The organism is Tropicibacter sp. Alg240-R139, assembly GCF_900537075.1.
Lineage (GTDB): Bacteria > Pseudomonadota > Alphaproteobacteria > Rhodobacterales > Rhodobacteraceae > Falsiruegeria.
The window spans coordinates 588,361-614,750 of record NZ_UNRA01000002.1 but is presented as its reverse complement, the minus strand read 5'-3'; the positions used below and the strand labels follow the sequence as shown (position 1 = coordinate 614,750).

The 26,390-nt window shown below is 59.6% G+C and carries 19 protein-coding genes and 1 pseudogene; 10 read left to right on the top strand and 10 right to left on the bottom strand.

All coding sequences use genetic code 11. The features are described 5' to 3' along the window. Window positions 1-297: 297 nt before the first annotated feature. Genes G6R15_RS10550 through G6R15_RS10540 form a run of 3 tightly spaced genes read right to left on the bottom strand, consistent with a single transcriptional unit; the run spans window position 298 to window position 4,838 of the window. A complete protein-coding gene (locus tag G6R15_RS10550) occupies window positions 298-1,374 on the bottom strand; it encodes a DUF2235 domain-containing protein (protein WP_164659813.1) in 1,077 nt (358 codons plus the stop codon). Then, window positions 1,352-3,649, bottom strand: coding sequence for a xanthine dehydrogenase family protein molybdopterin-binding subunit (locus G6R15_RS10545; RefSeq protein WP_164659812.1), 2,298 nt, complete (start codon window positions 3,647-3,649; stop codon window positions 1,352-1,354). Before G6R15_RS10545 ends, G6R15_RS10550 begins: the two co-directional genes overlap by 23 nt. A gap of 46 nt (window positions 3,650-3,695) precedes the next feature. Beyond that, entirely contained in the window at window positions 3,696-4,838 is a 1,143-nt protein-coding gene (locus tag G6R15_RS10540; RefSeq protein WP_164659811.1) for a type III PLP-dependent enzyme, read from the bottom strand. 104 nt (window positions 4,839-4,942) lie between these two features. Between G6R15_RS10540 and G6R15_RS10535 the strand changes: the two genes are divergently transcribed. Next, window positions 4,943-5,380 carry an Lrp/AsnC family transcriptional regulator gene (locus G6R15_RS10535; RefSeq protein ID WP_164659810.1) on the top strand — a complete coding sequence of 146 codons (438 nt, stop codon included), beginning with the start codon at window positions 4,943-4,945 and terminating at the stop codon, window positions 5,378-5,380. 191 nt (window positions 5,381-5,571) lie between these two features. Here G6R15_RS10535 and G6R15_RS10530 read toward each other — a convergent pair whose 3' ends face one another. Next, complete coding sequence (locus G6R15_RS10530; protein WP_164659809.1) at window positions 5,572-6,468, bottom strand: LysR family transcriptional regulator; 897 nt, start codon at window positions 6,466-6,468, stop codon at window positions 5,572-5,574. 107 nt (window positions 6,469-6,575) lie between these two features. Here G6R15_RS10530 and G6R15_RS10525 point away from each other — a divergent pair. From G6R15_RS10525 to G6R15_RS10505, 5 genes and pseudogenes are all read left to right on the top strand, one after another. After that, window positions 6,576-7,217 (top strand): annotated as a pseudogene (locus tag G6R15_RS10525) (phytanoyl-CoA dioxygenase family protein); the annotation flags it as partial. A gap of 294 nt (window positions 7,218-7,511) precedes the next feature. Beyond that, window positions 7,512-8,111 carry an HD domain-containing protein gene (locus tag G6R15_RS10520; protein WP_164660277.1) on the top strand — a complete coding sequence of 200 codons (600 nt, stop codon included), beginning with the start codon at window positions 7,512-7,514 and terminating at the stop codon, window positions 8,109-8,111. A gap of 117 nt (window positions 8,112-8,228) precedes the next feature. After that, window positions 8,229-8,960 carry a dienelactone hydrolase family protein gene (locus tag G6R15_RS10515; protein ID WP_164659808.1) on the top strand — a complete coding sequence of 244 codons (732 nt, stop codon included), beginning with the start codon at window positions 8,229-8,231 and terminating at the stop codon, window positions 8,958-8,960. Window positions 8,961-9,314: 354 nt separating this feature from the next. Continuing rightward, complete coding sequence (locus G6R15_RS10510) at window positions 9,315-12,449, top strand: valine--tRNA ligase (RefSeq protein ID WP_164660276.1); 3,135 nt, start codon at window positions 9,315-9,317, stop codon at window positions 12,447-12,449. A 120-nt stretch (window positions 12,450-12,569) separates the two neighbouring features. Continuing rightward, on the top strand, window positions 12,570-13,733 hold the full coding sequence (locus G6R15_RS10505; RefSeq protein ID WP_164659807.1) for a benzoate/H(+) symporter BenE family transporter: 1,164 nt from the start codon (window positions 12,570-12,572) through the stop codon (window positions 13,731-13,733). 217 nt (window positions 13,734-13,950) lie between these two features. Here G6R15_RS10505 and G6R15_RS10500 read toward each other — a convergent pair whose 3' ends face one another. Continuing rightward, a complete protein-coding gene (locus G6R15_RS10500; protein WP_164659806.1) occupies window positions 13,951-14,733 on the bottom strand; it encodes a crotonase/enoyl-CoA hydratase family protein in 783 nt (260 codons plus the stop codon). Between the two features lie 78 nt (window positions 14,734-14,811). Then, the gene (locus G6R15_RS10495; RefSeq protein WP_164659805.1) at window positions 14,812-15,882 is read right to left on the bottom strand and encodes an SMP-30/gluconolactonase/LRE family protein; all 1,071 of its coding nucleotides are present in this window, start codon (window positions 15,880-15,882) and stop codon (window positions 14,812-14,814) included. A gap of 244 nt (window positions 15,883-16,126) precedes the next feature. Here G6R15_RS10495 and G6R15_RS10490 point away from each other — a divergent pair, with 244 nt between their 5' ends. From G6R15_RS10490 to G6R15_RS10480, 3 genes are read left to right on the top strand one after another with little or no spacing between them, the layout of a single operon-like run. Further along, on the top strand, window positions 16,127-17,026 hold the full coding sequence (locus G6R15_RS10490; RefSeq protein WP_164659804.1) for an aspartyl/asparaginyl beta-hydroxylase domain-containing protein: 900 nt from the start codon (window positions 16,127-16,129) through the stop codon (window positions 17,024-17,026). A 54-nt stretch (window positions 17,027-17,080) separates the two neighbouring features. Next, window positions 17,081-18,205: a pyridoxal phosphate-dependent aminotransferase gene (locus G6R15_RS10485; RefSeq protein ID WP_164659803.1), complete on the top strand. Its 1,125-nt coding sequence runs from the start codon at window positions 17,081-17,083 to the stop codon at window positions 18,203-18,205. Between the two features lie 49 nt (window positions 18,206-18,254). After that, complete coding sequence (locus G6R15_RS10480) at window positions 18,255-18,434, top strand: hypothetical protein (protein ID WP_164659802.1); 180 nt, start codon at window positions 18,255-18,257, stop codon at window positions 18,432-18,434. A 277-nt stretch (window positions 18,435-18,711) separates the two neighbouring features. On the opposite strand, the gene G6R15_RS10475 is transcribed toward G6R15_RS10480, so the two are convergent. Next, the gene (locus tag G6R15_RS10475) at window positions 18,712-19,926 is read right to left on the bottom strand and encodes an alanine--glyoxylate aminotransferase family protein (RefSeq protein ID WP_164659801.1); all 1,215 of its coding nucleotides are present in this window, start codon (window positions 19,924-19,926) and stop codon (window positions 18,712-18,714) included. Window positions 19,927-20,097: 171 nt separating this feature from the next. Here G6R15_RS10475 and G6R15_RS10470 point away from each other — a divergent pair, with 171 nt between their 5' ends. Next, complete coding sequence (locus G6R15_RS10470) at window positions 20,098-21,954, top strand: ABC transporter ATP-binding protein (protein ID WP_164659800.1); 1,857 nt, start codon at window positions 20,098-20,100, stop codon at window positions 21,952-21,954. Window positions 21,955-22,088: 134 nt separating this feature from the next. On the opposite strand, the gene eda is transcribed toward G6R15_RS10470, so the two are convergent. The 3 genes from eda to zwf are packed head-to-tail and all read right to left on the bottom strand — an operon-like array spanning window position 22,089 to window position 25,992. Next, window positions 22,089-22,724, bottom strand: a complete 636-nt coding sequence (gene eda / locus G6R15_RS10465; RefSeq protein ID WP_164659799.1) for a bifunctional 4-hydroxy-2-oxoglutarate aldolase/2-dehydro-3-deoxy-phosphogluconate aldolase — start codon at window positions 22,722-22,724, stop codon at window positions 22,089-22,091. A 3-nt stretch (window positions 22,725-22,727) separates the two neighbouring features. Beyond that, window positions 22,728-24,536 (bottom strand): phosphogluconate dehydratase, encoded by a 1,809-nt coding sequence (gene edd, locus G6R15_RS10460; protein ID WP_164659798.1) that lies wholly within the window; start codon window positions 24,534-24,536, stop codon window positions 22,728-22,730. A gap of 4 nt (window positions 24,537-24,540) precedes the next feature. Further along, complete coding sequence (zwf, locus tag G6R15_RS10455; RefSeq protein ID WP_164659797.1) at window positions 24,541-25,992, bottom strand: glucose-6-phosphate dehydrogenase; 1,452 nt, start codon at window positions 25,990-25,992, stop codon at window positions 24,541-24,543. Between the last annotated feature and the right edge of the window lie 398 nt (window positions 25,993-26,390).

The window sequence follows — 26,390 nt, the reverse complement described above, 5'->3', positions numbered from 1 at the left end:
CTGGCTGTATCGACAAGTTGCTCATTTATTATGGGAAAGGGGCACTCCCGCCCGTCGTAGGCGCCCCTGGCGGGACACCTTCTCCCGTTGGGCCGGGCCTCGCTTCGCTCGGCAGTCGCGCCTGTTCTCACCCATCTTCCACAGATGTCTCTGGCAGCAGAATTCGTCTTGGCGGAACCGCGCCGCGCGCAGCGCGGCGCGCGGCCCAAAGCCGCTAGCGGTTCCGACGTAGTCGGGATCGCTCGGGTGCGGGAGGTTCCCCGAATGACTGGTACATGATTTGAGGCACCCGTCTGTTCAATGGGTGGTTGTTGGATGTGCCATCGGTGCCTGGGCTGCTCCGGGTACATCTTCGGGGCGAACCGTTTCATGCAGCCATTCTGATCTGTCGCGCCCAACCACACGTGGACCTCGAAGCAAAAAGATCTTTCCCCACCCCCGCCACGTCCCAACCGAGGGTGCATCTGGATCGGCTGGGAAACGGTCACGCCAATCCTGAGGCAAGGGAAACTCGTGTTTCTCGGCCTTTTCCAGCATCCAAACCAACGAGACATTGGCCAAGGGGCGTGCTTGCTCGTATTCACCTAACTGCCCGCCCACGTCGCCATGACTGCCCCGGAACCAAACCTGCTCGACATGACCCTTGAACCCAGGTGAACATTGCCAAAGCACAGGCGTGAACACCTGCCGCGTTTCGTCCAGTGCAAGTGCATGATAGCCATGCTGGATGCTCGGCCCCAGTTGATGGTTATGAAAGGCGTGGCGCGCCTCGGCCCACCGCCACAAAAGCGGCAATCGCATACCCAAAGCCTTCACCGAATCCCAAACCCCAACCATTTCGATGGGTGTTTCGTCATGGCAATACGCCCGTGCAAAAGCGGCCGCGTGGGGGCCACTTGGGTTGCATTCATAGTGACGATAGGCTTGGCGGATATTGCGAACGGTCGCGTGCTCGGCCTTGAGCAATCCGACCATGTCAATCACGCCCGCCAGACTGCGCACGCCGTAGGCCCCACGCGAGTATCCGACCAGAAAGATCCGGTCGCCGGGTTTGTAACGCGAAGCAAGATAACCATAAGCGCGGCGAATCTGGCGATTGATACCGCGGCCCATCATCACATCCATTGTGGAACGCCAGCTCTTCCACTGCACACCTGCTTCGTAGAAAACCGAGACTTGAGAGCCCATCTCACACGCCAGACGAAAGACTTGCCCGGCATGGGTTTCACGTCCCGGCTCTAGCGTGGACATGGTTCCATCCAGAATGAGCACATGCGTCTGAGGTCCGCGATGCGGCGTCTCTGAAGAATGCTCAGACCGCAGTGGCCGTCCAAGCCAACCCAGAAGTTTCTTACTCAGCCGCGACAGAACCATCCTTGATCATTTCCCATACTTTGAGAGGTGTGAACGGCATGTCCGCCTGACGCACCCCCCGATCCCAGAGCGCGTCCTGCACGGCGTTTGCCACGGCGGCCAGCGCCCCGACCGTTCCGGCCTCGCCGCAGCCCTTCATCCCCATGGGGTTGGCTGTCGACGGAACCGGTTGCGAGGTAAACTCAATCATGGGCACGTCGGCGGCGCGGGGCAAGGCATAGTCCATCAACGTTGCCGTGAGCAGTTGTCCATCCGCATCATGCACAACGTGCTCGGTCACAGCCTGACCAATGCCCTGAGCCACACCGCCATGCACCTGACCCTCGGCCAGTATCGGGTTAATAAGATTACCGAAATCATCAACCACTGTGTAACGGTCAACTGTGGTCACACCGGTTTCGGGGTCGATCACAACCTCGGCAACATGGGCCCCGTTGGGATAGCTGCGTCCGGGCAACTGTGCCCGCGCCTCGTGCCGTAGTAAGTCAGCGCGACCATCCGCGCGCGCCATCTCGGCCGCCTCAACCAGCGTCGGGGTCAAGTTGGACCCCTGGGCACGGAATGTCTCGTCGTCGAACATGACGTCGCTCTCCTGAACCCCCATCTTGTCGGCAAGATAGGGCGTGAATGCGGCGAGGATCACATCGACCGTCGCCAAGGTGGCGTTGGCCTGCGTGGTCACGGAACGGGACCCGCCCGTTCCCCCGCCTTGCGCGATGCGGTCACTGTCGCCCTGCACAACCCGGATCAATTCCGCCGGGATGCCGGTCTGATCGGCAAGGAATTGAGCATAAACCGTCTCATGCCCCTGCCCGTTCGACTGCGTCCCGACATAAAGGTTGACCGAGCCATCGTCACAGAACTCAACCGTCGCGCCCTCAGAAGGATCACCCAGAATACTTTCGATATAGTAACACAGGCCCTGCCCTCGCAGCAGACCGCGCTCAGCGTCCGCCGCGCGGCGGGCGGCAAAGCCTGCGGCTTCGGCCTGATCCCCGGCACGCGACAGGATCATGTCAAAATCGCCCACGTCATAGGTTTCACCGGTTGCGGTCTTGTAAGGGAACGCATCGGGCTTGATGAAGTTCTTGCGCCGCAGCTCCCATGGGTTGACCCCCAACTCACGCGCGGCGCGATCCATGACGCGTTCCAGCACATAGATCGCTTCGGGCCGACCGGCCCCGCGATAGGCATCGACCTGAGTGGTGTTGGTGTAAATCCCTTCGACCTGCAGCCAGGTGGTCTGCACGTCATAGACCCCCATTAGCACGCGGCTGAACAGGTTGGTCTGAATGGCCTGCGCGAAATGGCTGTTGTAGGCGCCCAGATTACAGCGCGTCTGTACGCGGTAGGCTGTGATCTTGTGGTTGGCGTCAAAGGCCAGCTCGGCCAGCGAGGTCAGATCGCGGCCGTGGTTGTCGGTCAGCATCGCCTCCGTGCGCTCGGACATCCAGCGCACCGGTCGACACAAGACGCGCGCGGCATGGGCAACGGGGATGTACTCAGGGTACGGCATCGCCTTCATGCCAAAACCGCCGCCCACATCCGGCGTGGTGACATGCAGGTTTTCAGGCTCCATCCCAAGCTTGTCGGCCAGTTGCGTCTTCATGGCCCAAACGCCTTGGCCACCGTATGAGAAGTGAAGGTGGTCGCCTTCCCACGCTGCATGACATCCGCGCGGCTCCATCGAATTGGCGATGATCCGGTTGTCGTGCACATCGAGAGAGACCACTTGCGCTGCGGCCTCAAAAGCGGCTTGGGTCGCCGCTTCATCGCCCAGCCCCCAATCAAAGGCGCGGTTACCGGGCGCTTCGGGATGCAGTTCTGCCCCACCGGGTGCAAGGTCGGTCTTGGCAGGCAGATCTTCGGTATCCATCCTGATGGCTTCGAGCGCGTCGCGAGCCTGTTCCGGGGTCTCGGCCACAACCATGGCCACCGGTTCGCCGACAAAGCGAACCCGACCCCGTGCCAGCATCGGCCGTTCAGGTGCAGCCGCTGCGGAGCCGTCGCGGTTTCGCAGCGTGGTGCCATCCATTGCGACCTTGACGCCAGCGGCCTCCAGATCATCGACCGTTACAACTAGGTGTACGCCTTCAAGCTCGCGCGCCGCGTCCAATTCCAACGACGTGATGTTCGCATGGGCGACCTGGCTGCGGAAGAATGCGGCGTAAAACGCACCGTCTGGGGCGACATCTTCCATGAACCGCCCCTGCCCGGTTAGAAAGCGGATGTCTTCGACCCGTTTGACTGGTTGGCTTTTTCCGAACTTTTCCATCGCGCGCTCCCTGCTGGCTCAGGTCGCGACGATAGCCCGCAGGGGCTCAGTGTCCAGAGAATGACAGCACTGTCGCCACGTCGTGCAACCCATAGCCATTGAACACCGTGGACATGGCAACCGAATAGGCACCCATACCTGCAATCAACAGATAATCACCAGTTTGCATATCATCCGGTAGAAAAAGACCATCAGGCAGGCGGTCCAGGCTGTCACAGGTGGGGCCAAAGACGACGCGAGCCTTGCCAGGACCTGCGCGTTCGGTGCCATCTTCCGAGACGACGCGCACGCGGTCCATCAATCCCATGTCCCGCAGATCAACAAGACCCCCGTAGATGCCGTCGTTCAGAAAGACGATGCGCCCTTCCTGTTTCATGCCCTTGACCCGGGTCGCAAGTACAAAGGCCTCAGATACCATGGCGCGGCCGGGTTCGCAGATGAGCTTGGGCGCACCTTCAGGGAACACGTGATCTACGGTTTCGCGGATCGTCTTGAACACGACGTCCAGATCAGGCGCTTGCCCGTTGCGATGCGCTGCAAACCCGCCCCCTACATTCAGCCGCGCCAGAGGCACAGCGGCCTGTTGAGCGATGTCGGCCGCGGCCTCAATGTAGCGCGCCCAGGCATTGGCGTCTTCGCATTGGGTTCCGGGGTGGAAGCACAAGGACGGCACCCAGCCTTGCGCCGCTACACGCTGCAACAACGTTATGGCCTCGTTCTTGGAGGCTCCGAATTTTTCACCAAAGTCATATGCCGCGCCTTCGACCGGCAAAGCAAAGCGGACAGAAATTTCGCAGGACTTTGGCACGGCTGCCAACTTGTCCAGCTCGGTCCCATCATCAACTGACCAACTCGCCACCTGATGAGCGATGCCCGCCGCGATCTCGATCTCGGAGCGCACCGGGTTGTTGTAATGCAGAACTGCGTCCGGCAAAGCCGTGCGCACCGCCTGCATCTCGGCCGGAGAGGCCACATCGAACGTGGTCACACCCGCCGCAACCAGATTGGCCAGCACCTCGGCCCGGTCGTTGGCTTTGACGGCGTAAGTGACCAGCCCGTCAAAGCCTTGCTGGAACCGCCGCGCGGTGGCCTGAAGGACCGCAGGCGACAGGTACATCACCGGATGGTCCGGTTGAATACGGCTGAGATGAGTTTCCGGGGTGGCCCAGGGGGTTGAAAGATGCTGCATCGGTGCCTCACTGCTTTTTTCTAAAGGTGAGGCAATCAATCGTCGATTTCATGCGGCGAAGTGAGTAATATGCAAGAAAGAGTCGTCATTCCGCCGAAAGCACCATGCAACCTGATGAAATCGATACAAAGCTTCTGACCCTGTTGGGAGACAACGCGCGCACGCCCGTTACCGAATTGGCGCGACTTTTGGGTCTGGCGCGCACCACGGTTCAAGCCCGGATCGAACGCTTGGAAAACAGTGGCATCATTGCAGGCTATACTCTGCGTCTCAGCGCCGCGGCCCGTCCACCATTGCAAGCTACGGTGTTGGTCTCGATCGAACCGCGCACCGGACCGGCCGTTCTGAGCCGCTTGCGTAGCTTGCCCGGCGTCGAGGTGGTGCACACAACCTCAGGTCGGTTTGATTTGCAAGTGCAGGTCAGCGCGACGACCACAGCCGAATTAGACGCAACCCTTGACCGGATCGGAGAGGCGCGCGGGGTTCTATCCTCGGAAAGCCTGATCCATCTGTCCACCAAGCTAGATCGGAGCGGGCGTTAATGCCGACGCGTACTGGCCCTGCATACCCGGAGATGCTCCCGCCCCCGCTGCATGCCCTGACGGGCCTTTGCGGCGGTGGTGCGCCTCGCCTGCGGCGAGGCGCACCACCGTAAAACGTGGGGACGGTCATCTGTGACACCCGCTCGGAGGATCAAAGCCATCTGTCCTTCGATCAGCGTGGCGGACGACGCTTAATCGGGAGGATGCCCGTTCTCGGTAAGATAATCCAACAACCAGTTGCGAAAGACAAGGGCGGCTGGACGCAGCGATGGTTTATCCGAATAGACGAGGTGGTACCCTTCTTGCCCAGGCACCTCAAACCCCGGCAAACAGGGCATCAGTCCGCTCAAGGATGTGATGACGTCACTGGCTGGCGACCTGGCAAGACAAACACCGCCCCCTGCAGCTGCCATGGTTGACGCCAGAATCGTGTTATCCACAAAGGTATGGCGCAGGCTCCCCCGGGGTAGCTTCAGAGCCTTGAAAACATAGGGCCACCCCGCACGATGCGACGCCACCTCGATCAGCACATGGTCCAGCAGATCGTGCGGTGAGTTGATCCTTTCAGCCACTTCTGGTGCAGCCATTGGAAACAGGCGTTCTTCCAAGAGTGGATCATGCGACGCACCAAACAGCGTTGGATTGCCAAAGACGATCTGCAAATCAGTGAACTGGCTGGCACTTTCACTGGCTTGGTTGCTGGTGCCAAGCATCACGCGTACGTCGGGGTGTGTTTCATTAAAGACCGGAATTCCCGCCGCCAGAAACCCGTGCGCAAACAGCATGTTGGATTGCACAAACACCCGTTGTTGTCGGGTTTCACCGAACAGCCCAGTGGTCGCCGTTTCCAGCATCAACAGTGACTGCTGCACCGAAGGCAGATACCCCCGCCCCGCCTCGGTCAGTGTCACCGAATGGGGGTGCCGTACAAACAGACGTGCGCCCAACTGAGACTCGAGTGCCTTGACCTGTTGACTGACGGCAGCAGCAGACATGTTCAATTGCTGCGCTGCGCGCGCAAAACTTTCTGTGCGCGCGGCCGCTTCGAACACGCGCAGCCAGTTCAGGGAGGGGATACGAGAGGCCATTCGCTTAGGCTAAGCAAAACTTAGCCTAAGCTGCAAGACTTCGCGTTCTGAGAATTACGCGACACAGCATAACTTGGCTCAACGCATCCGCAGCCCCAGGAGCCACCATGCCGCAGCCCCTTTCCCTGGACAACGGTCATCTGACCGACGCGCAGAAGAACCAATATTGGAACGAGGGGTTTCTTTTCCCGCTTCAGATCATGCCCCCCGAAGAAGCCGCCAACCTGCGGACGCAATTGGAAAGGATCGAGCGTGACTGGCTGGCGGCCGATCTCCCCAAGCCGCTGATGACCTACAAGCGTAACCACGCGCATATAGTGATGCCGCTGGCCGCGAAACTGGCCACTGATCCGCGCATTCTGGACACGGTCGAGGGGATCCTTGGACCGGACCTAATGATCTGGTCCGCCGAATTCTTTATCAAGGAACCCCAGACCAAACACGTCGTTGGCATGCACCAGGACCTGACCTACTGGGGCTTGGGAGAAACATCAGACCAGGTCACGGCCTGGGTGGCCCTGTCCCCGGCAACCATCGACAGCGGCTGCATGGATTTTGTCAAAGGCAGTCACAAGAACCCGATCATGCCGCACAACGACACGTTTGCCGAAACCAACCTGCTATCGCGCGGACAAGAGATTGCGGTGGCCGTAAACGACGAGGAGAAGACCCATATTGAGTTGCAGCCCGGCCAAATTTCTCTGCATCACGGGCTGACCTTCCATGGCTCGGGCCCCAACGTGTCGAATGACCGGCGGATCGGCTTTGCAATCCGCTATATCAACCCCAATGCACGACAAAAGGTGGCCGACCGTGACTATGCGATGATAGCGCGTGGAACTGACACTGCGGACGCGTTTGTCCATGTACCGACACCAGATAGCTTATTCGCGACAGAGGCTCTTGCCCGGCACCACGAAATTCAATCCGAACAGACAAAAGCACTTGCCCAAGGCCTGTCAAAGGATGTTTCACTTTATCAGGCCTATGCAGACGCAAACGACTATGAAGGACCGACTGTGGACAAAGTCAGCTTTACCCAAATGAAAGATGGCACCAAGGAAGAGTATGAATTCCTGACCGCCCATGAGATCGATCACACCAAGCACACTGCCGACCGATTACTGCAAGCATTGGTCGATTTGGACGAAGGCCTGTCGGGCTATCAGATCACACGCCTTGGACATTCGGTTCAATCAGCCACCCGAGCGTATCGCGATGGGGCCGACCTCGACTGGATCGTTTCGGCCCTGCTACATGACATCGGCGATATCTATGCCCCCTACAATCACGATGAATACGCCGCCACGATCCTGAAGCCCTTTGTGCGCGAGCAGTGTTCCTGGGTCGTTCATACCCACGGCGATTTCCAGATGCTTTACTACGGTCATCACCTGGACGGGTTTGACCAGAACAAACGCGAGCGCCATCGCGGCCACGCCTATTTCGAGGACAACGAGGTGTTCTGCGAACGCTGGGATCAGGCTTCTTTTGATCCTGAATACAAGGACCTGCCCCTGGAGTTTTTCGCGCCGATGGTGCGCGAGGTCTTTGACCGTACGCCCTATGATCCAGACGTGATCCGCCCTGGCGCGCGCGAACCACTCCAGAACACAGACATCGCGGCTGATCGGTCCGAGTAACTCCAAAACTGACCCAAAAAGTGGCGGAATAGCAGGATTTTGGCCCTTTTGGGCCGGAAACAGTGCATTTCAGCGCGAAACGTGGAATTAACATGTGTACTGCGCTATGTCCCCAACATGTCCTCGTGGGAACCTGACCGAACCTTTGATTTCACCGCTGCGCTGAGCACCGGTCAAGAGGCCACGCATACCGTCCATGTCCGGGGTCATGGCCCTCCGATCTTACTACTTCAGGAGTTGCCTGGTATCGGTCCAGAAACGCTGGACCTGGTAGATCGGCTGACGGATTCCGGGTTCAGGGTCTACCTGCCCCACCTGTTTGGTTCGTTCGGCAAGGTGACGATGACACGCAATGCGTTGCGCATGTTTTGCATCCGACGCGAATTCAACGTGTTCCTGAAGGGGCGGCAAAGCCCAATCTCGACTTGGATGCGCGCGCTGTGTCGCCATATCCGATCGGAGGAAGACACCGCAGGTGTTGGCGTAATCGGTATGTGCCTGACGGGAAGCTTTGCATTGGCACTGATGGCGGATGACGCGGTTCTGGGTGGTGTCGCCAGCCAGCCAGCCTTGCCGCTTTTTGGCCGGGACAGGCTGCACATGAGCGAGGCCGACATCGCCGCGGCACGCGTAGGCATGGAGAGCAAAGGCCCCGGGCTTGCCATGCGATACACTGGCGACGGGGTGGCCCCCGCCCGCCTGATGCGCGCATTGGAGCGGGCCTTTGGCGAGGACCTGCAAACGGTCGAGTTCCCCGGCAAGGACCATTCCCTGCTGACCTTGCACTTTCACGATCCGGCCTATCACAGGGTCGAGGCATATTTCCGCGAGAGATTTGCACAGGTCTGAAACCGATTTCAGACACACCGTCTGCACAAAGATCCAGAAGCGCTCCCGCACCCGAGCAATCCTGGCTTCGCCAGCACCGCTAACGGCCTTGGGCCGGGCGCCTCGCTGCGCTCGGCGTGGTCCCGTTTGAGGCGTCGGTCTCGCCACAAGCGCCAACCGCCGAGCGCAGCGAGGCCCGGCCCAACGGGAGGAGATGTCCCGATAGGGGCATCGTCGACGGGCGGGAGCATCCCCGTCCAAATGGCCCCAAACCTCACACTCTCTTGCCATCCCATCGACAAACCCTTCCCCTTGCCGCCCCCATTCGCTATTGCAGGCGCTGACCCCGAATTCGATGACGCAGGACAACATCAGATGGCGATGGAAAAAACATTCAACGCAGCCGAGGCCGAAAGCCGCCTCTACAAGGCCTGGGAAGAGGCCGGTTGCTTCAAGGCAGGCGCGAACAAGTCGCGCGACGAAAGCTTCACCATTATGATCCCGCCGCCCAACGTGACGGGTGCGCTGCATGTGGGCCATGCCTTTAACAATACACTGCAGGACATCCTGATCCGCTGGCACCGCATGCGTGGCTTCGACACGCTCTGGCAGCCCGGCCAGGACCACGCAGGCATCGCCACCCAGATGCAGGTCGAGAAAAAGCTGATGGCCGAAGAAGGCAAGAAGCGAACCGACTACCAGCGCGAGGAATTCCTCGCCAAAGTCTGGGAATGGAAAGGCGAATATGGCGGCACCATCGTCGAGCAGCTCAAACGCCTCGGCTCGACATGTGACTGGTCGCGCAACGCCTTTACCATGGCCGGCGCCGCCGGTGACCCGCGCACGGGCCACGAGAACTCGCCCAACTTCCACGACGCCGTCATCAAGGTGTTTGTCGAGATGTACAACAAGGGCCTGATCTATCGCGGCAAGCGTCTGGTCAACTGGGACCCGCATTTCGAAACCGCCATCTCGGACCTCGAGGTAGAAAATATCGAGGTCGCGGGCCACATGTGGCACTTCAAATACCCACTCGCGGATGGGGTCACTTACACCTACATCGAGAAAGACGAAGACGGGACCGTGATCCTGGAAGAGGAACGCGACTACATCTCGATCGCCACCACCCGCCCCGAAACCATGCTGGGCGATGGCGCCGTGGCCGTCCACCCCTCGGACGAGCGGTACGCGCCCATCGTCGGCAAGCTCTGCGAAATCCCCGTGGGGCCGAAAGAGCACCGCCGCCAGATCCCGATCATCACCGACGACTACCCCGATCCCGACTTCGGCTCGGGCGCGGTAAAGATCACCGGCGCGCATGACTTCAACGACAACATGGTCGCCAAGCGCGGCGGTATCCCGATGTATCGCCTGATGGACACCAAAGGCGCGATGCGGGCAGACGGCGCGCCCTATGCGGACGAGGCAGGAAAAACGCAAGAATACGCGCGCGGCAAAGCCTTTACCGAAAACGAAATCGACGCGATCAACCTGATCCCCGATCACCTGCGCGGCCTCGACCGGTTCGAGGCGCGCGCCAAGGTGGTCGAAGAGATCACCGCCGACGGTCTGGCCGTCATGACCACGTCTGATGATGCGCGCCTTGGCCCCCAGCCCAAGCTGAAAAAGGGCGAAGAGGCCCCCGCGGTCACCACCGTCCCGCTGGTCGAGGCCAAACCGATCATGCAACCCTTTGGCGACCGCTCCAAAGTCGTCATCGAGCCGATGTTCACCGACCAGTGGTTCGTGGACGCCGAAAAGGTCGTTGGCCCCGCGCTGGATGCGGTCAAGGACGGCACTGTCAAGATCATCCCCGAGAGCGGCGAGAAGACATACTATCACTGGCTGGAAAACATCGAACCCTGGTGCATCTCGCGCCAGCTGTGGTGGGGACATCAGATTCCGGTTTGGTATGCGACTCCGTTCGAAAAAGATGACGAACCGGGCAGTGACGGCGAACTCATTTCTGTAGCTGGAGCCGGAACCACCGGGGTTTCTACTTTCGGCAACGAAATGGTCGTCTGTGCATCTTCCGAAGAGGAAGCTAGAGCTCGGTTCGAAGAGTACGCCCATAGTCAGGCCGACGAACCTGTTGAAGTCAGGTTTGTAGACTATGGGCAAGGGGGCGCCGGCATCCCAGAGCGCAACGAACATGGTACGCTTGTTTGGGAAGTGTCTCGCGATCCCGACGTCCTCGACACCTGGTTCTCCTCCGGCCTCTGGCCCATCGGTACGCTCGGCTGGCCCGGCGATACCGAAGAGATGCAACGCTATTTCCCCACGGATGTGCTGATCACCGGCTTTGACATCCTGTTCTTCTGGGTCGCCCGCATGATGATGATGCAGCTGGCTGTGCTTGATGAGGATCTGCCGGTCGAAAAACGCATCCCGTTCCACACCGTCTACCTGCACCAGCTTGTCCGCGACGAGAAGGGCAAGAAGATGTCCAAGACCACCGGCAACGTCATCGACCCGCTGGACATCGTGGACGAGTTCGGCGCCGACGCCCTGCGCTTTACTAACGCCTCCATGGCGGCCATCGGCGGCGTGCTGAAACTCAGCCGCGACCGCATCACCGGCTATCGCAACTTTGGCACCAAGCTGTGGAACGCCTTCAGCTTTGCCGAACACTACGAGATCCCCTACACCGGCGAGAGCATCCGCCCTGAGGCGACGCAGACCCTGAACAAATGGATCATCGGCGAGACAGCCAAGGTCCGCGAAGAGGTGGACGCGGCGCTCGACAGCTATCGTTTCAACGATGCGGCCTCAGCACTTTACGGCTTTGTCTGGGGCAAGGTCTGTGACTGGTATCTTGAATTCTCGAAGCCGATCCTGCAGGGCGACGATGCGGCGGCCAAGGCCGAAACGCAGGCGACGTTGCGGTGGGTTCTGGATCAATCGCTGATCCTGCTGCACCCGATCATGCCCTTCATCACCGAAGAACTTTGGGGCCACGCCGAAAAGCGCGCCAAGATGCTGATCCACGCGGATTGGCCGACCTATACGGCCGCCGATCTGGTCGATGCCGAGGCGGATCGCGAGATGAACTGGGTCATCGGCCTGATCGACACGGTGCGCTCGGCGCGCGCGCAGACCCATGTGCCTGCAGGCCTCAAGGTAGCGCTGCTGGTCTCCAGCCTCGACGACAAAGGGCAAGAGGCCTGGGACAACAACCACGTCCTGATCCAGCGTCTGGCCCGGATCGAAAGCCTGACCGCTGTGGATGAGTTCCCCAAAGGCACCGTGACCATCCCGGTCGCGGGCGGCACCTTTGGCCTGCCACTGGCTGACATCATCGACGTCGGCTCGGAAATCGCGCGTCTTGAGAAGACACTGGGTAAACTGACCAAAGAGCTTGGCGGCCTGCGCGGACGGCTCAAGAACCCAAAATTCGCGGACTCCGCGCCCGAGGAGGTGGTCCAGGAAACCCGCGCCAACCTCGCTGCGCGGGAAGAGGAAGAAGGCAAGATCAAACAGGCCTTAGCGCGCCTGCAAGAACTGGCCTGAACTTCACCTTTTTCCAAATACTCAAATCCCAAACCCCGCCGCGCACGCAACGGCGGGGTTTTTCATTGCCTTCTCAACTCTGTGATAGTTAGCTCGGCCCAATTGAGCACGAGGCATTGAATGACGCGTCCCTTCCCACCCTTGCAAACCATCTCAACCGGTCTCGTCGTGGCCGTGGTGGGTTTCTTCAGCTCCTTCCCTATTGTCCTCCAAGGTCTCTTTGCTATGGGGGCCACGGCACCGCAGGCGGCCTCTGGCCTGATGTGCGCGGCGCTGGCGATGGGTCTGACAGCCATCGCCCTCAGCCTGCTCTACCGCCAACCGATCAGCGTGGCTTGGTCGACACCGGGAGCGGCGCTCCTTGCGGTGTCGGCCCTGCCCGCCGGCGGCTTTGCGGAGGCGGCAGGCGCCTTCGTCTGCGCCGGCGCCCTGACAGTGCTGGCCGGGATGTGGCAGCCTTTGGCACGGTTGGCATCGGCTATTCCTACCACGCTGGCCCAGGCCATGTTGGCGGGTGTTCTGCTGCCTCTGTGCATCGCCCCGTTTCAGGCCGCGGCCGAGCTTCCCGCTCAAGCCTTGCCCGTCATTGTGACCTGGTTCGTTGCAGGACGCTTCAACCGCCTCTTCGCCGTTCCGGCCGCTGTCATCGCCGCCGCCATCGTGGTGATCGTGAACGCGGGCGAAGCCAGCATCACACCGGATCAAGTGCTGACCCAACCACTCTGGATCACGCCGACCTTTTCACTGGCCTCAACGATCGGCATCGGCGTGCCCCTGTTCGTGGTCACCATGGCGACGCAGAACATTCCCGGCATCGCGGTGATGCGCAGTTTTCGGTATACGCCCAAACCCGGTCCCCTGTTCGCTTCGGTTGGCGCAGCCAGCATCTTGACCGCCCCCTTTGGCGCGGCAGCCACCTGTCTCGCCGCGATCACACAGGCCATGTGCTCGAACGAGGACAGTCACCCCAATCCCGCTTTACGCTATTGGTCTGCGATCATGGCAGGAGCTTTCTATTGCATCCTTGGCGTTTTTGCCGCCGCCATCACTGACTTCGTTGCCCATGCCGATCCACTCTTGATGGCGACACTTGCAGGCATGGCCCTAATCGGCGTGCTGGCCAACGCCACGCATGCCGCGCTGGCTATGCCAGACGAACGCGAGGCCGCCGCCATCACATTTGTCATCACCGCTTCGGGTATCACTGGCTTTGGGCTTGGAGCGGCCGTTTGGGGCTTGCTGGTCGGCGGCATCGTGTATCTGTTGTCCCGAAAATCCACGTGATCCATTTCTGCCGCGTGCAATCATCCTTGTGTCAATGAAATGAAGAGCTTTCAGAACCGGATTGTACGTCACATCACAGGACCTAGGCCGGTGGGCAGTTCGGAACCGACCCCGCTCTGGCGCGCCCTTGCCCGACGCGCGGCCCAAAGCCGTTAGCGGTGCCGACGAAGTCGGGATCGCTCGGGTGCGGGAGTTCCCGCCAGCTTGACCAGCCCGTTCACTTGAACACCGGAGCCCGCCCTTGCAGGTTGGCGGCGATCACTTCCATCTGCTCAGCTCCGCCGATCAGCTTGCCCTGCTCAGCGCTTTCAGCCAGCAGCACATCCTGACGGCCATGGCTTTCTGCGACGTCGATCAGACGCTTGGCTGCTCGAATGGCGCTTGGGCTCTTGCCCACAATCTCTTCAGCCAGTGCCAAAGCCGCCGTCACCGGATCGTCCGCAATCGAGGTCACCAAACCCCAGGCCAGCGCTTGATTGGCATCCACCGGCCGCGCGGTATAGGTCATCTGGCGCAACGCATCGGACCGCATCAGTTGCGGCAACAAAACCATGCCCCCCATATCAGGGATCAGACCCCATTTCATTTCCATGACCGAAAACTTGGCGTCTGGCGTAGCGATACGAATGTCCGCTCCAAGCGCTAGTTGCAGCCCCCCCCCATAAACCGCACCTTGGATGGCCGCGATCACCGGCACCTTGACCCGCCGCCAGACTAGCGCAACCTCTTGGAACAGGTTTGCGTCCTCATGGGTTCGTTCCATGATCCAGTCCGTGTTACCACTTGCTGCCAGTGTGCCAAAGCTCGCCATATCCAGACCTGCGCAGAACGATTTACCTTCACCAGACAAGACCACCGCCCGTGCGTCCGAGGCGGCAACTTCCTGTCCAGCGGACACAATGGCCTCGATCATCGCCTTATCAAGCGCATTCATCTTGTCGCCCCGTGTCAGGGTCACCCGGGCGATGTCGTTTTGATATTCAACCGATACACGTGCCATGCGTGGCTTCTCCTCATTCACTGTTGCCCACACTCTGCCGCGAACATGCGCACCAGGCCACCAAAACGTCGGGGCATTTCACGGCATGTCCGCCACAGACATCCGGCCAAATCCGGGTGAGTCCAACGCCATGACATAGAACTGATCCCCAACAACCCGTGCACCTGTAGTGATACCCAATCGGCCATCCGGGTCTTGCAAGGTGCGCAGGACGTTTGCATCGGCATCGAACTGAATTGCCATTCCACGTTCAATCGGGGCCGGTCGCACTGCAGGCCCAAGTCGCCAAATCACCTTGCGCAAGAACGGATATGGCATCAAAGCCTCTGCCGGGACGCGTGGGCTGGCAAGCGCCAACCAAAATGTGCCATCGTCCTGACGTTCCAGATTGTCAGGGTAACCCGGCAAGTTATCCATAAATACTTCTTGCTCGCCGGCTTTGGCTCCTGTCAACCACAGTCGATGCACCCGTGCGCGTCCGGTTTCGTTGATCAGCAGGAAATCCTCATCCTGCGAGAGTGCTACGCCGTTGGTATACACAAACCCGGTCGCGATCTTTTCGACCATACCATCCGGGGTGCGCCGCGCAACGTAACCGGCGTCGGATTGCTCCCAGATCGCCAAGACCGAAGTCGGCTTGGTCCCGCCCATGGTTTCCGGGTCGAACCGATCTGACGAATTCGAAAAATATATTGTCCCGTCGCGCGCCACGTCCAACTGATTGGCATAGATTACCGGCTCACCATCAATCTCGGACACCACGCTTTCCAGAGTACCCGGACCCGTCCACCGCATGATCCCGCGAAAACTGTCAGCGATGTACAATGCGCCATCTGGCCCCGCCTTGAGCCCTAGCGGACGCCCCCCCAAGCGATCAACCACGATCGGCTCGACCCCGTCGATCTGATAGAGAATGCCGGACAGGCTGGTGGTGAAAACGCGGCCGTCAGGCAACACGGCTAAATCCTCGGGACCGATCTCACCATCCGGCAACGTGATGATCTGTGCCTTGTCGAGGGCAGCGTTTTCGGCGAAGTCCCCTACAAAACCACAATCTTCGGGCGGAATATAAGCGATGGGATCAACCGGAATAGGCCAGAACAGTAGATACCCAAGTCCCGCCAGACCCAAAATCAAAACAATGCGCATGACTATCCCCGCCGCTGCAAAACTCGGGCAAACCCTGCAACCTTGGCGAGATCAACGCAACCCGCTGGCTGAGCAGATCAGGCTTTTGCATCCTTTCAGCGGTCGAATACCTCGGCAAAGACCCGCTGAGGGGATTGTAGCAATATTCAAAAAGTGAATACTGCCCTCTTGCGCGGCAGACTGCCCACCGGCATATGCGATCAAATCAGAGACAAACAATAAGATTTCCTCGGAAGGACATTGAATGGGTTTTACCATACTCGCGATCTTTGTGCTGTGTTCGATCTACGTTCAGACCCGTGGCAAACTTCGCCATGAGTTGATCCGCCGCCGGATCACTGACCATGCCAACCTTTTTGCGCCGCTGAACTGCTTGTTCTATGTCTTTTCCAAGGTGCCGACGTCACCCTACGTCGACCCAGCCCTATTTCCCGAGCTGAAACCGCTGCAAGACAACTGGGAAACCATCCGGGACGAGGCGGTACAACTCAACAACGCGGGCGCAATCAAAGCGTCGGATGATCTGGACGACATCGGCTTCAACTCGTTCTTCAAGACCGGCTGGACCCGGTTTTACCTGAAATGGTACGGCTCGTCGCTGGGATCTGCCAAAGAGACTTGCCCGGTGACCACCCAGATGGTGGAACAGATCCCGTCGATCAAAGGTGCGATGTTTGCCAGCCTGCCGCCGGGGGCCACACTGGTCCGTCATCGCGACCCCTTTGCCGGTTCGCTGCGTTATCACATGGGCCTGACCACACCAAACGACGATGGCTGCTATATCAACGTGGATGGTGACAACTACTCGTGGCGCGATGGCGAAGTGGTGATGTTTGACGAGACTTACATTCACCATGCGGAAAACACGACCGATGCAAACCGCATCGTTCTGTTCCTGGACATCAAGCGACCGGTGACCTTTGCACCGATCAACTGGATCAACACAGCGTTTTCCAACATCGTCATGTCAGCCTCGGCCACCAAGAACGTGCCGGGTGACAAGGTAGGCGCGGTGAACAAGGCCTTTGCCTGGATCTACAAGGTGCGTGCCTATGGCAAACGCATCAAGGCGTGGAACAGCACGGTCTACTACGCCATCCAATACGGCATCTACGCTGGGCTCATCTATCTGATCTTCTTCTAGGTACATTGGCGCGCGAGGCTTGCGAGAGCCCGCGCGCTGCGGTTATCTGCGGACATGACACAATTCCGCTTCACCCCTCTCGCCCAATCCTTGCCCGCCACCGTCCCCTTTGTCGGACCTGAGACCCAGGAACGCCAACGCGGCGCGCCCTTTGAGGCTCGTCTAGGAGCGAACGAGAACGTCTTTGGCCCTTCGCCCCGCGCGATCGAGGCGATGCAAAATGTCGCCGGTGACATCTGGATGTACGGCGATCCAGAGAACCACGACCTACGCCAAGCTCTGGCCGCGCATCATGGGATTGCACCCGAGAACATCGTTGTGGGCGAAGGAATCGATGGGCTGTTGGGCTATCTGGTACGACTGTTCATCGGGTCAGGCGATGCCGTGGTCACCTCGGACGGGGCATATCCGACGTTCAATTACCATGTCGCAGGCTTTGGCGGAACGCTGCATAAAGTGCCATATTCGGGCGATTATGAGGACCCGACAACGCTCTTTGCCAAAGCCGCGGAGGTGGGCGCCAAGCTGGTATACCTAGCCAACCCTGACAACCCCATGGGTACTTGGCACAAGGGCACCGACATCGTGGCTGCGATGGAAGCACTGCCTCAGGGCTGTTTGCTGGTTCTGGACGAGGCTTATGTGGAATGTGCTCCTGAAGGGACCGAAGCGCCTGTCGACATCGATGATCCCAGGTTGATCCGGATGCGCACATTCTCAAAGGCTTATGGCATGGCGGGCGCCCGGGTCGGTTATGCGCTCGGCACACCAAGCTTAATCTCGGCGTTCAACAAGGTGCGCAACCATTTCGGCATGAACCGAGCGGCGCAGGCCGGTGCGCTGGCCGCTTTGCATGACGGGGATTGGTTGGAGCGTGTGCAATCCGAAATCAGCGCAGCGCGAGATCGCATCGATGTGATCGCCCGAGAAAACGGGCTGAATGTGATCCCTTCGGCCACAAATTTCGTCGCAATCGACTGCGGACAGGACGGGGTGTTTGCCAAGTCGGTTCTGGACGCGCTGATTGCGAAGGGTCTTTTTGTGCGCATGCCCTTTGCCGCTCCTCAGAACCGTTGCATCCGCATCAGCTGTGGCCGTCGGCAGGATCTTGATGCATTCGCCGCCGCCCTGCCCGGCGCGCTGCAGGTCGCTCGCGCGCAGGCCAACAGGCAGGCGTAACCTGACAAATTTCTTCTCCGCGCTATAGTGATGAGCGAAGGAGAGACCCATGTTTGGCAAACCACCGGGCCGCGCGCCCGATTACACGACAGCCGCACTGACCATGCTGGGTGTGAACCTGATGTGGATACTCTGCGCGATCTGGGCGCTCTTTGGCTTTGGCATGGCACTCATATTGGCCGCCAGCCTGAATGTCGGTATCACACGACTTGGACAAAAGGCTGGTTAAAATCTCCAATCCCCGGGGGAACTCCCGCACCCGAGCGATCCCGACTTCGTCGGCACCGCTAGCGGCTTTGGGCCGGGCGCCGGGCAATCCCCGGCGGGGTTCCGCTTGTGGCCTGTGTTTTGAACGAGCGCCGAAGCTAAGCGAACCGGATTGTTTCGTCGTCTAGCCAGCCTTAGGCACCAACCGCCGAGCGCAGCGAGGCCCGGCCCAACGGGAGGAGGTGTTTCGTCAGAAACATCGACGACGGGCGGAAGCGCTTTGGGCCTCAACCCGCGCTTCAGGCACCAACGCCAGAAATTACCGCTGCCGCCGCGTCAAGCGCACCTTTACCACGTGGTACATCCAGTGCAGCAAGCCCTGCCTCGACACCGCCGAGCATCCCCAAGAGCATCTGACCATTCAGATAGCCCATGTGACCCAGTCGGAAAAAGTCGTCCCGCTTTGGATCACCCGGTTCCGCCATTCCAAGTCCAATGCCCAGGGTCAGCCCCAAGTTGGTTTCGACCCAATTGCGCAAGGCCGTACCACGCCCCTGATCCAGCCGCAGCGAAGTAACAGCATGCGAGCGGAACTCGGGATCGCTGACATTGAGAGCAAGCGCCCCGCCTTCGGCCCAGACCTTGCAAGCGGCCCAGATGGCGCGTGCCAAGGTTTCGTGCCGCGACCAGACATTTTCCATGCCCTCACCATGAATCATATCGAGCGCTTGACGCAGCCCATGCAGATGATGCGTGGGCGCCGTACCGTTAAAATACTGATAGAATTCCTCCGGGTGCGCGCGCGGCGTCCAATCCCAATACCCCGACACCCGTGGCATCGAAGCTCGCTTGGCCGCCGCTTTATCATTGAAGAAAACAAACGCATTACCGGGGGGCACCATCAGCCCTTTCTGGCTGCCGGTGACAGCCACATCCACGCCCCAGTCGTCCATCTCGAACCGGTCACACCCCATCGAGGCGATGCAATCCGCCATCAGCAGCGCGGGATGATCCAGGTCATCCAGCAATGCCCGCAATGCAGGCACATTGTTTCGGATCGAGGTTGAAGTGTCCACATGTACCGCCAACACAGCTTTGATCTGGTGGGCTGTGTCAACACGCAGCGCTTCGGCGATCTGTTCCAGACCCCAAGGGCTGGACTTGCCAAAGTCAAGGATTTGCGTTTCGATCCCAAGCCCTTGCGCCATCAGCGCCCAGCCATGGGCGAACCGCCCTGTTGCAGGCACGAGAACCCGTTCACCCGGTGCGATGGTGTTAGCCAGCGCCGCCTCCCATACTCCGTGGCCATTGGCGATATAGATGGCCACGTTGTGACTGGTCCGGGCCACTCGCCGCAAATCGGCTGTCAGCGCGGGCATCATGTCGATCAGCTCGCCTTCATAAATATTCGGCGCGGCGCGATGCATGGCCTGCAGAACCGCTTCGGGCATCACCGAAGGGCCCGGAATGGCAAGGTAGTGGCGGCCCGAAACGGGTGTCGAATTTGCTGTCATCTGAATGCCTGTTCTCTCTCCGCCCGCCACCCTAGCGAACGCGCGCTTGGCGTCAATTCACCAAACGGCAAGCGCCGAGCAAACTTGCGCCTGCGCAGGGACGTGCTTAAATGGGCGCGTCATGACCAAAAACCTGTCAGTACCACTCCTCCCACCAATGAAAGCAACGCCATGAGTGTAAAACACAAATCTAGCCGTGAACTCATGGGCTGGCTCTGGCGAGGGTATCTGCATAAGCATATTCCACTCTTGGGCATTGCCATGGTCTTTATGTTGCTCGAAGGCAGCATGGTCGGCGTGCTCAGCTACATGATGCAGCCGATGTTCGATGACGTATTCGTACAGGGCAATACCGGCGCCCTGAAGTGGGTGAGCCTGGCGTTTTTCGTGATCTTCGCCGTACGCGGCATTGCAGGTGTGGTCCAAAAGGTTCTGCTGGTTCGAATCTCGCAAGAGACTGCGGCCCATCTGCGACTGGACCTGCTGAACCGGCTGATCCGGCAAGATACTTCATTTCACCAAACTCACCCGCCCGGCTTCCTGATCCAGCGGGTGCAGATGGATGTCTTCGCCGTCAACCAGGTCTGGCAGGTGATTATTACCGGTGCCGGGCGCGATGCGGTGTCCCTTGTCGTGCTGATTGGTGTCGCGATCAACGTTGATTTCATATGGACCGCTGTCATGTTGATCGGCGTGCCCGTGTTGCTGCTACCGGTCGCGGCCGCCCAACGCTACGTGCGCAAAAAGGCGGCTCAGGCCCGTGATCTGGGCGCGGATCTGTCGACCCGGTTGGACGAGATCTTTCACGGGATCGTGCCAATCAAACTCAACAATCTGGAACACTATCAGGTTGATCGCTTTACTGGCCGCATGAGTGGTTTTGTTCGTTCCGAGGTGCGCGCCAGCTTTGGCGTGGCCTCGATCACCGGTCTGATCGACATAATGGCCGGCGTGGGGTTCATGGGCGTTCTGCTTTATGGCGGATCCGAGATCATCTCGGGCGAAAAATCCGTCGGCGAATTCATGAGTTTCTTCACCGCCATCGGCCTGGCCTTTGACCCGATGCGCCGCCTGGCCTCGGTCAGTGGCACCTGGCAGGCCGCCGCCGCTGCTTTGGAACGCATCAAGGACCTGATGGACGCACCGATCAAGCTTGTGTCGCCAGATAAACCCGCGGCCGCACCATCAGGTCGCCCGGACATCGCGTTGGAGGGAGTCGAACTTAGCTATGGAGATGCCAAGGTTCTGCGGGGGCTGAGCCTGCGCGCGGAAAGCGGTAAGACAACGGCCCTGGTCGGGGCCTCCGGTGCGGGAAAGTCAACTATATTCAACCTGCTCACCCGTCTTGTGGACCCGCAAACAGGCTCGGTCAGCGTGGGCGGTGTCGAAGTGCGCGACATGTCACTCGACAGATTACGCGATCTCTATTCGGTGGTCTCGCAAGAAGCTTTGCTGTTTGACGAAACACTGCGCGAGAACATTCTGTTGGGACGGACTGATGTGAGCGACAAACAGTTGCAGGATGTGCTGGACGCAGCCCATGTGTCGGATTTCTTACCCAAGCTGGAAAAGGGCCTTGATACCCATGTAGGTCCGCGCGGCTCGGCCCTGTCAGGTGGACAGCGACAGCGTGTGGTCATCGCCCGGGCGCTGCTGCGGGACACGCCTGTGCTGTTGTTGGACGAGGCGACCAGTGCGCTTGATGCGCAGTCTGAGAAGGTTGTCCAAGAGGCGCTTGACCGGCTGTCGGGAGGCCGCACGACCATTGTTATTGCACACCGTCTGTCCACCATCCGAAACGCCGACAAGATCGTTGTGATGGAGCGCGGCGAGGTCGTCGATGAAGGCCCCCACGACGAGCTGCTGGCCCGTGGCGGTATCTACGCCGACTTGTACCGTCTGCAATTCCAAGATGGTAAAACGGTGATCGACCCAGAAGGGATGGCCGCTTTGACGCCGCACGCAAGAGAGATTGATCCACCTCAGATTGGATGGGTTCGCCGCGTGTTCGGCCGTCTGATGGGATAATTGAACCCGGGGATCTCCCGCCCGTCGTCGGTGCCCCTTGCGGGGCACTCCTCCCGTTGGGCCGGGCGCCGCGCTTTGCGCGGGGCGTCGCCGCAAAACGCAGTTGTTTCAATCAATCCCGAAGGGTTCTTTCGCTACCCTCTGAACGCTGCTGCATCACGCGCCAAAGCCTCGATCCCGGCCCAATCCCCGGCGCTGGACATCGACTTTGGTGCGACCCAACTGCCACCGGCACAAACAACATTCGTCAACGCAAGGTAGTCCTGCACATTGCTGGGTGACACGCCACCTGTTGGACAGAATGACACCTGCGGCAGAGGCGCGCCAATGGCCTTCAAAGCCGGTGCCCCCCCCGACGCCTCGGCCGGGAAGAATTTGAGCATGTCATAACCTTGTTCCAGCAGGCGCATTGCCTCGGATGCGGTGGCCGCGCCCGGAAGCAACGGTAGCCCTTCGGCCTCGCAAGCGGCTATCAAAGCGTCCGTTGCCCCAGGAGAGACGCCAAATTGGGCCCCTGCTTCCTTGGCGGCACGAACGTCCTCGGGCGTGATCAATGTCCCTGCCCCAACAACGCCGCCCGGTACATCGGCCATGGCACGGATGGCGTCCAAGGCTGCGGGTGTGCGCAGGGTCACTTCGAGGGCAGGCAAACCACCTGCAACCAGCGCTTGGGCCAAAGGCGCCGCCAGTGCAGCGTCTTCGACCACCAGAACCGGAACGATAGGGGCCAACTCGCAAATCTCTCGTGTGCGAATGGATTTAGATGTCATTTCTCACCCTCCGAATACAGATGCGCCAGCGTCGGCCGAACCAACAGCCTGACGGAACGTGGCAAAGAGGTCGCGCCCAGTACCAAAGGCGTTTGCCCCCAGATCAACCGCTTCGATCTTGCGATCAGTCACGCCCGGCGTGAGAATATCCAACTGCCCGGACACCGCGTCGACGCGCAGCAGATCGCCATCACGCAGCTGAGCGATAGGGCCACCATCGAGCGCTTCGGGGCAGACGTGAATGGCGGCAGGTACCTTGCCCGACGCACCTGACATACGCCCATCCGTGACCAGAGCCACCTTTTGTCCTCGCCCTTGAAGAATTTGCAGCACAGGTGTCAAAGAATGCAGTTCAGGCATGCCATTGGCCTTTGGTCCCTGATAGCGGACAACGATCACAAGATCGCCGATCAGCTCCCCCGCTTTGAACGCGGCTTTGACACTCTCTTGATCACTGAACACGCGCACGGGCGCTTGGACAACCCGATGTTCAGGGGACACGGCCGAGATTTTCATCACACCGGTTCCTAATGAGCCGCTGAGTCGTGACAGGCCTCCCGTGGGTTGGAACGGGTCCGACACTGTACGTAAAATCTTGTCGTTCAGGCTTTGGCCCGTGCCGTCCTGCCAGAGCAGCTGCCCATCAATCAATTTGGGGTCTCGAGTGTAGTGCTCTAAACCCTCGCCCGCGATTGTCTGCGTGTCCGGATGTAGCAGACCCGCGTCCAGTAAGGTCGAGATCGCGTAACCAAGCCCGCCCGCTGCGTGAAAGTGGTTCACGTCCGCCAAGCCATTTGGATAAACCCGTGCGATCAGGGGCACCTCGGCCGAGATATCCGAGAAGTCCTGCCAATCCAGTACGATGCCCCCCGCCCGCGCCATCGCCACCAAATGGATCAACAGGTTGGTAGAGCCGCCGGTTGCCATCAAACCCACGATACCGTTCACAAAAGCTCGCTCATCCAGAATTTGACACACAGGCGTGTAGTCATTGCCAAGCGCGCTAAGAGACAGGGCTTTCTTTGCCCCTTCGACCGTCAACGCGGCGCGCAGATCAGTGTTCGGTGGCACAAAGGACGACCCCGGCAGGTGTAGCCCCATGAATTCCATCAGCATCTGATTGGTGTTTGCCGTCCCGTAGAACGTGCAGGTGCCCGGGCCATGATAGGCCGCCATTTCCGCTGCCATCAACGCGTCGCGGTCACATTCACCGGCTGCGAATTGCTGTCGAACCTTGGCTTTTTCATCGTTGGCCAACCCGCTGGCCATCGGCCCCGCAGGCAGGAAAACCGCCGGAAGGTGACCAAAGCTCTGCGCTGCGATCACCAAGCCGGGGACGATTTTGTCACAGACCCCTAAGAACACAACCGCATCGAACGTGTTATGGCTCAACGCGACACCGGCCGCCATCGCGATCACGTCACGCGAAAACAGCGACAGTTCCATCCCAGGGGCGCCTTGCGTGACGCCGTCGCACATTGCGGGTACCCCCCCGGCGACTTGCGCGGTACCGCCTGCTTCGCGGATGGCAGTGCGGATCAACTGCGGGTAGTGCTCGAACGGCTGATGCGCCGACAGCATGTCGTTGTAGCTGGTGACGATCCCAATGTTCCCGACGCTCGCCTGAGCTAGCCGTGCCTGATCATGGCCCGCACCCGCATAGGCGTGGGCTTGTCCACTGCAACTCAGATGCCCGCGAACCGGGCCTTGTGCCGTCGCCTCTGCCATTCGGGTCAGATAGGCACCGCGCAGTGGCGCGCTGCGCTCAATGATGCGGTCGGTTACTGTTGTCAGGGTTTGGTTCAAAGTCATTTCGTTACCCTCCAATCTGACGCCAGCGGCGCCCATCGCGGTGCATCAGCATCAAGGCATCTTCCGGGCCCGAGCTTCCGGTGTCATATGGCGTCGGCTGATCGGACCGCTCTTCCCACGCGCGAATGATCGGATCAGCCCAAGCCCAGGCAGCCTCGACCTCGTCCCCGCGCATGAACAGGGTTTGGTCGCCTCGGATCACATCCATCACCAGACGCTCATAGGCATCCTGTGGGCGGTTATCGGCACCGAGCGCTTCGGCAAAGGACATGTCCAGCGAGACCTCTTTCAAGCGCAGACCACCGGGGCCTGGGTCCTTGATCGTGGTGCGCAGGGTGATCCCCTCGTCCGGTTGTAACCGGATCACCAGAACATTGCCGCGCAAGTGACCGACGTTGGGAAAGATCGTGTGCGGCGGGTCGCGAAACACAACCGCAATCTCGGATTCCCGCGCCCTGAGCCGTTTGCCCGTGCGCAGATAGAACGGTGTGCCTGACCACCGCCAATTGGCGACGCGCACTTTCATGGCTACGAAACTTTCGGTCCGGCTGCCGGGATCGCCGACATGATCCAGATAACTGCCCTCGTCCTTGTCAGCGCTGTACTGCCCGCGCGCAATGTCCCCGTCAGGGACCGGATCGAGCGCCTCGATCACCTTGACCTTTTCGTCCCGCACTGCATTGGGTGTGAACTTGGATGGTGGCTCCATCGCGGTCAGGCACAACAGCTGCACCAGATGGTTTTGCACCATATCCCGCATGGCACCGGACTTGTCATAGTATGCCTCGCGCCCTTCGATGCCGAGGCTCTCGGAAACGGTGATCTGCACGTGATCAATGTGGGTAGAGTTCCACAGGGGCTCAAACAGTGAATTCGCAAATCGCAGGGCCATCAGATTCTGCACGGTTTCCTTGCCCAGATAATGGTCGATGCGATAAATCTGATGTTCGTCAAAACAGGCGCGCAGCCCTGCGTTCAACTCTTTCGCCGATTGCAGATCACGACCAAACGGCTTTTCGACCACGATACGACTGTCCGCCGTAGCCAGGCCGCCCGCATGAAGGCGTGCAGCAATCTCAGAGAACAGGGATGGTGCTACGGACAGGTAGAAGGCCCTCACGGTGTCCGGGCGCAGCTTGCCTGCCAGCGCGTCCCATCCCTCGGGTCCAGTTGCGTTAACCTTGACGTAATCGATTCGAGACAGAAAGGCCGCCAGCATTTCGTCCTGACCTGAATCTTGGCCTGTTTGTTCAACAATGGCTGCGCGCACCGTAGCGCGAAACTCCTCCGGGCTGATGGCCGAACGAGCCGAACCTATGATGCGCGCGGTTTCTGGCATCTGCCCCACGACAAAGCGGTGAAACAGACCCGGTAGAATCTTTCGATGCGCCAGATCCCCGGTGGCGCCAAACAGCACAAGGTCGAACGGATCAACCGGGATCACACGCGAAACCATTGATTTGCTCCTTTTTTCAACTGCTATCGGCGTTGAAATGTTAGCGTTAACATTGCTTGAAGACGCTTTTGCCTTGTCGCTAGGTAAAAAGCAACCCACACACTGATCTTAGCACTGACATACGGTCTAAGGCAGTTCCGTGGGTATTCCTCAAATCAGCTGCCCATGAAACCCGGCGTCCGGCGCAAACAACGGGCTTGCACAGATCTCTTTAGTATCAGCTCAATGGTTGACACTTCTGATCCAGAAGTTATCCACAATTGTTTGATTTCAATGGGATACATGGTTAACCTCAGAGCATCACCCTTTTGAAACAACCTATTGAAATTACCCGGCATATTGTATCAGTGAAGGAAAAGCGAAGCGTCGCCTGAACATCATTCAAGGTTCAAAATACG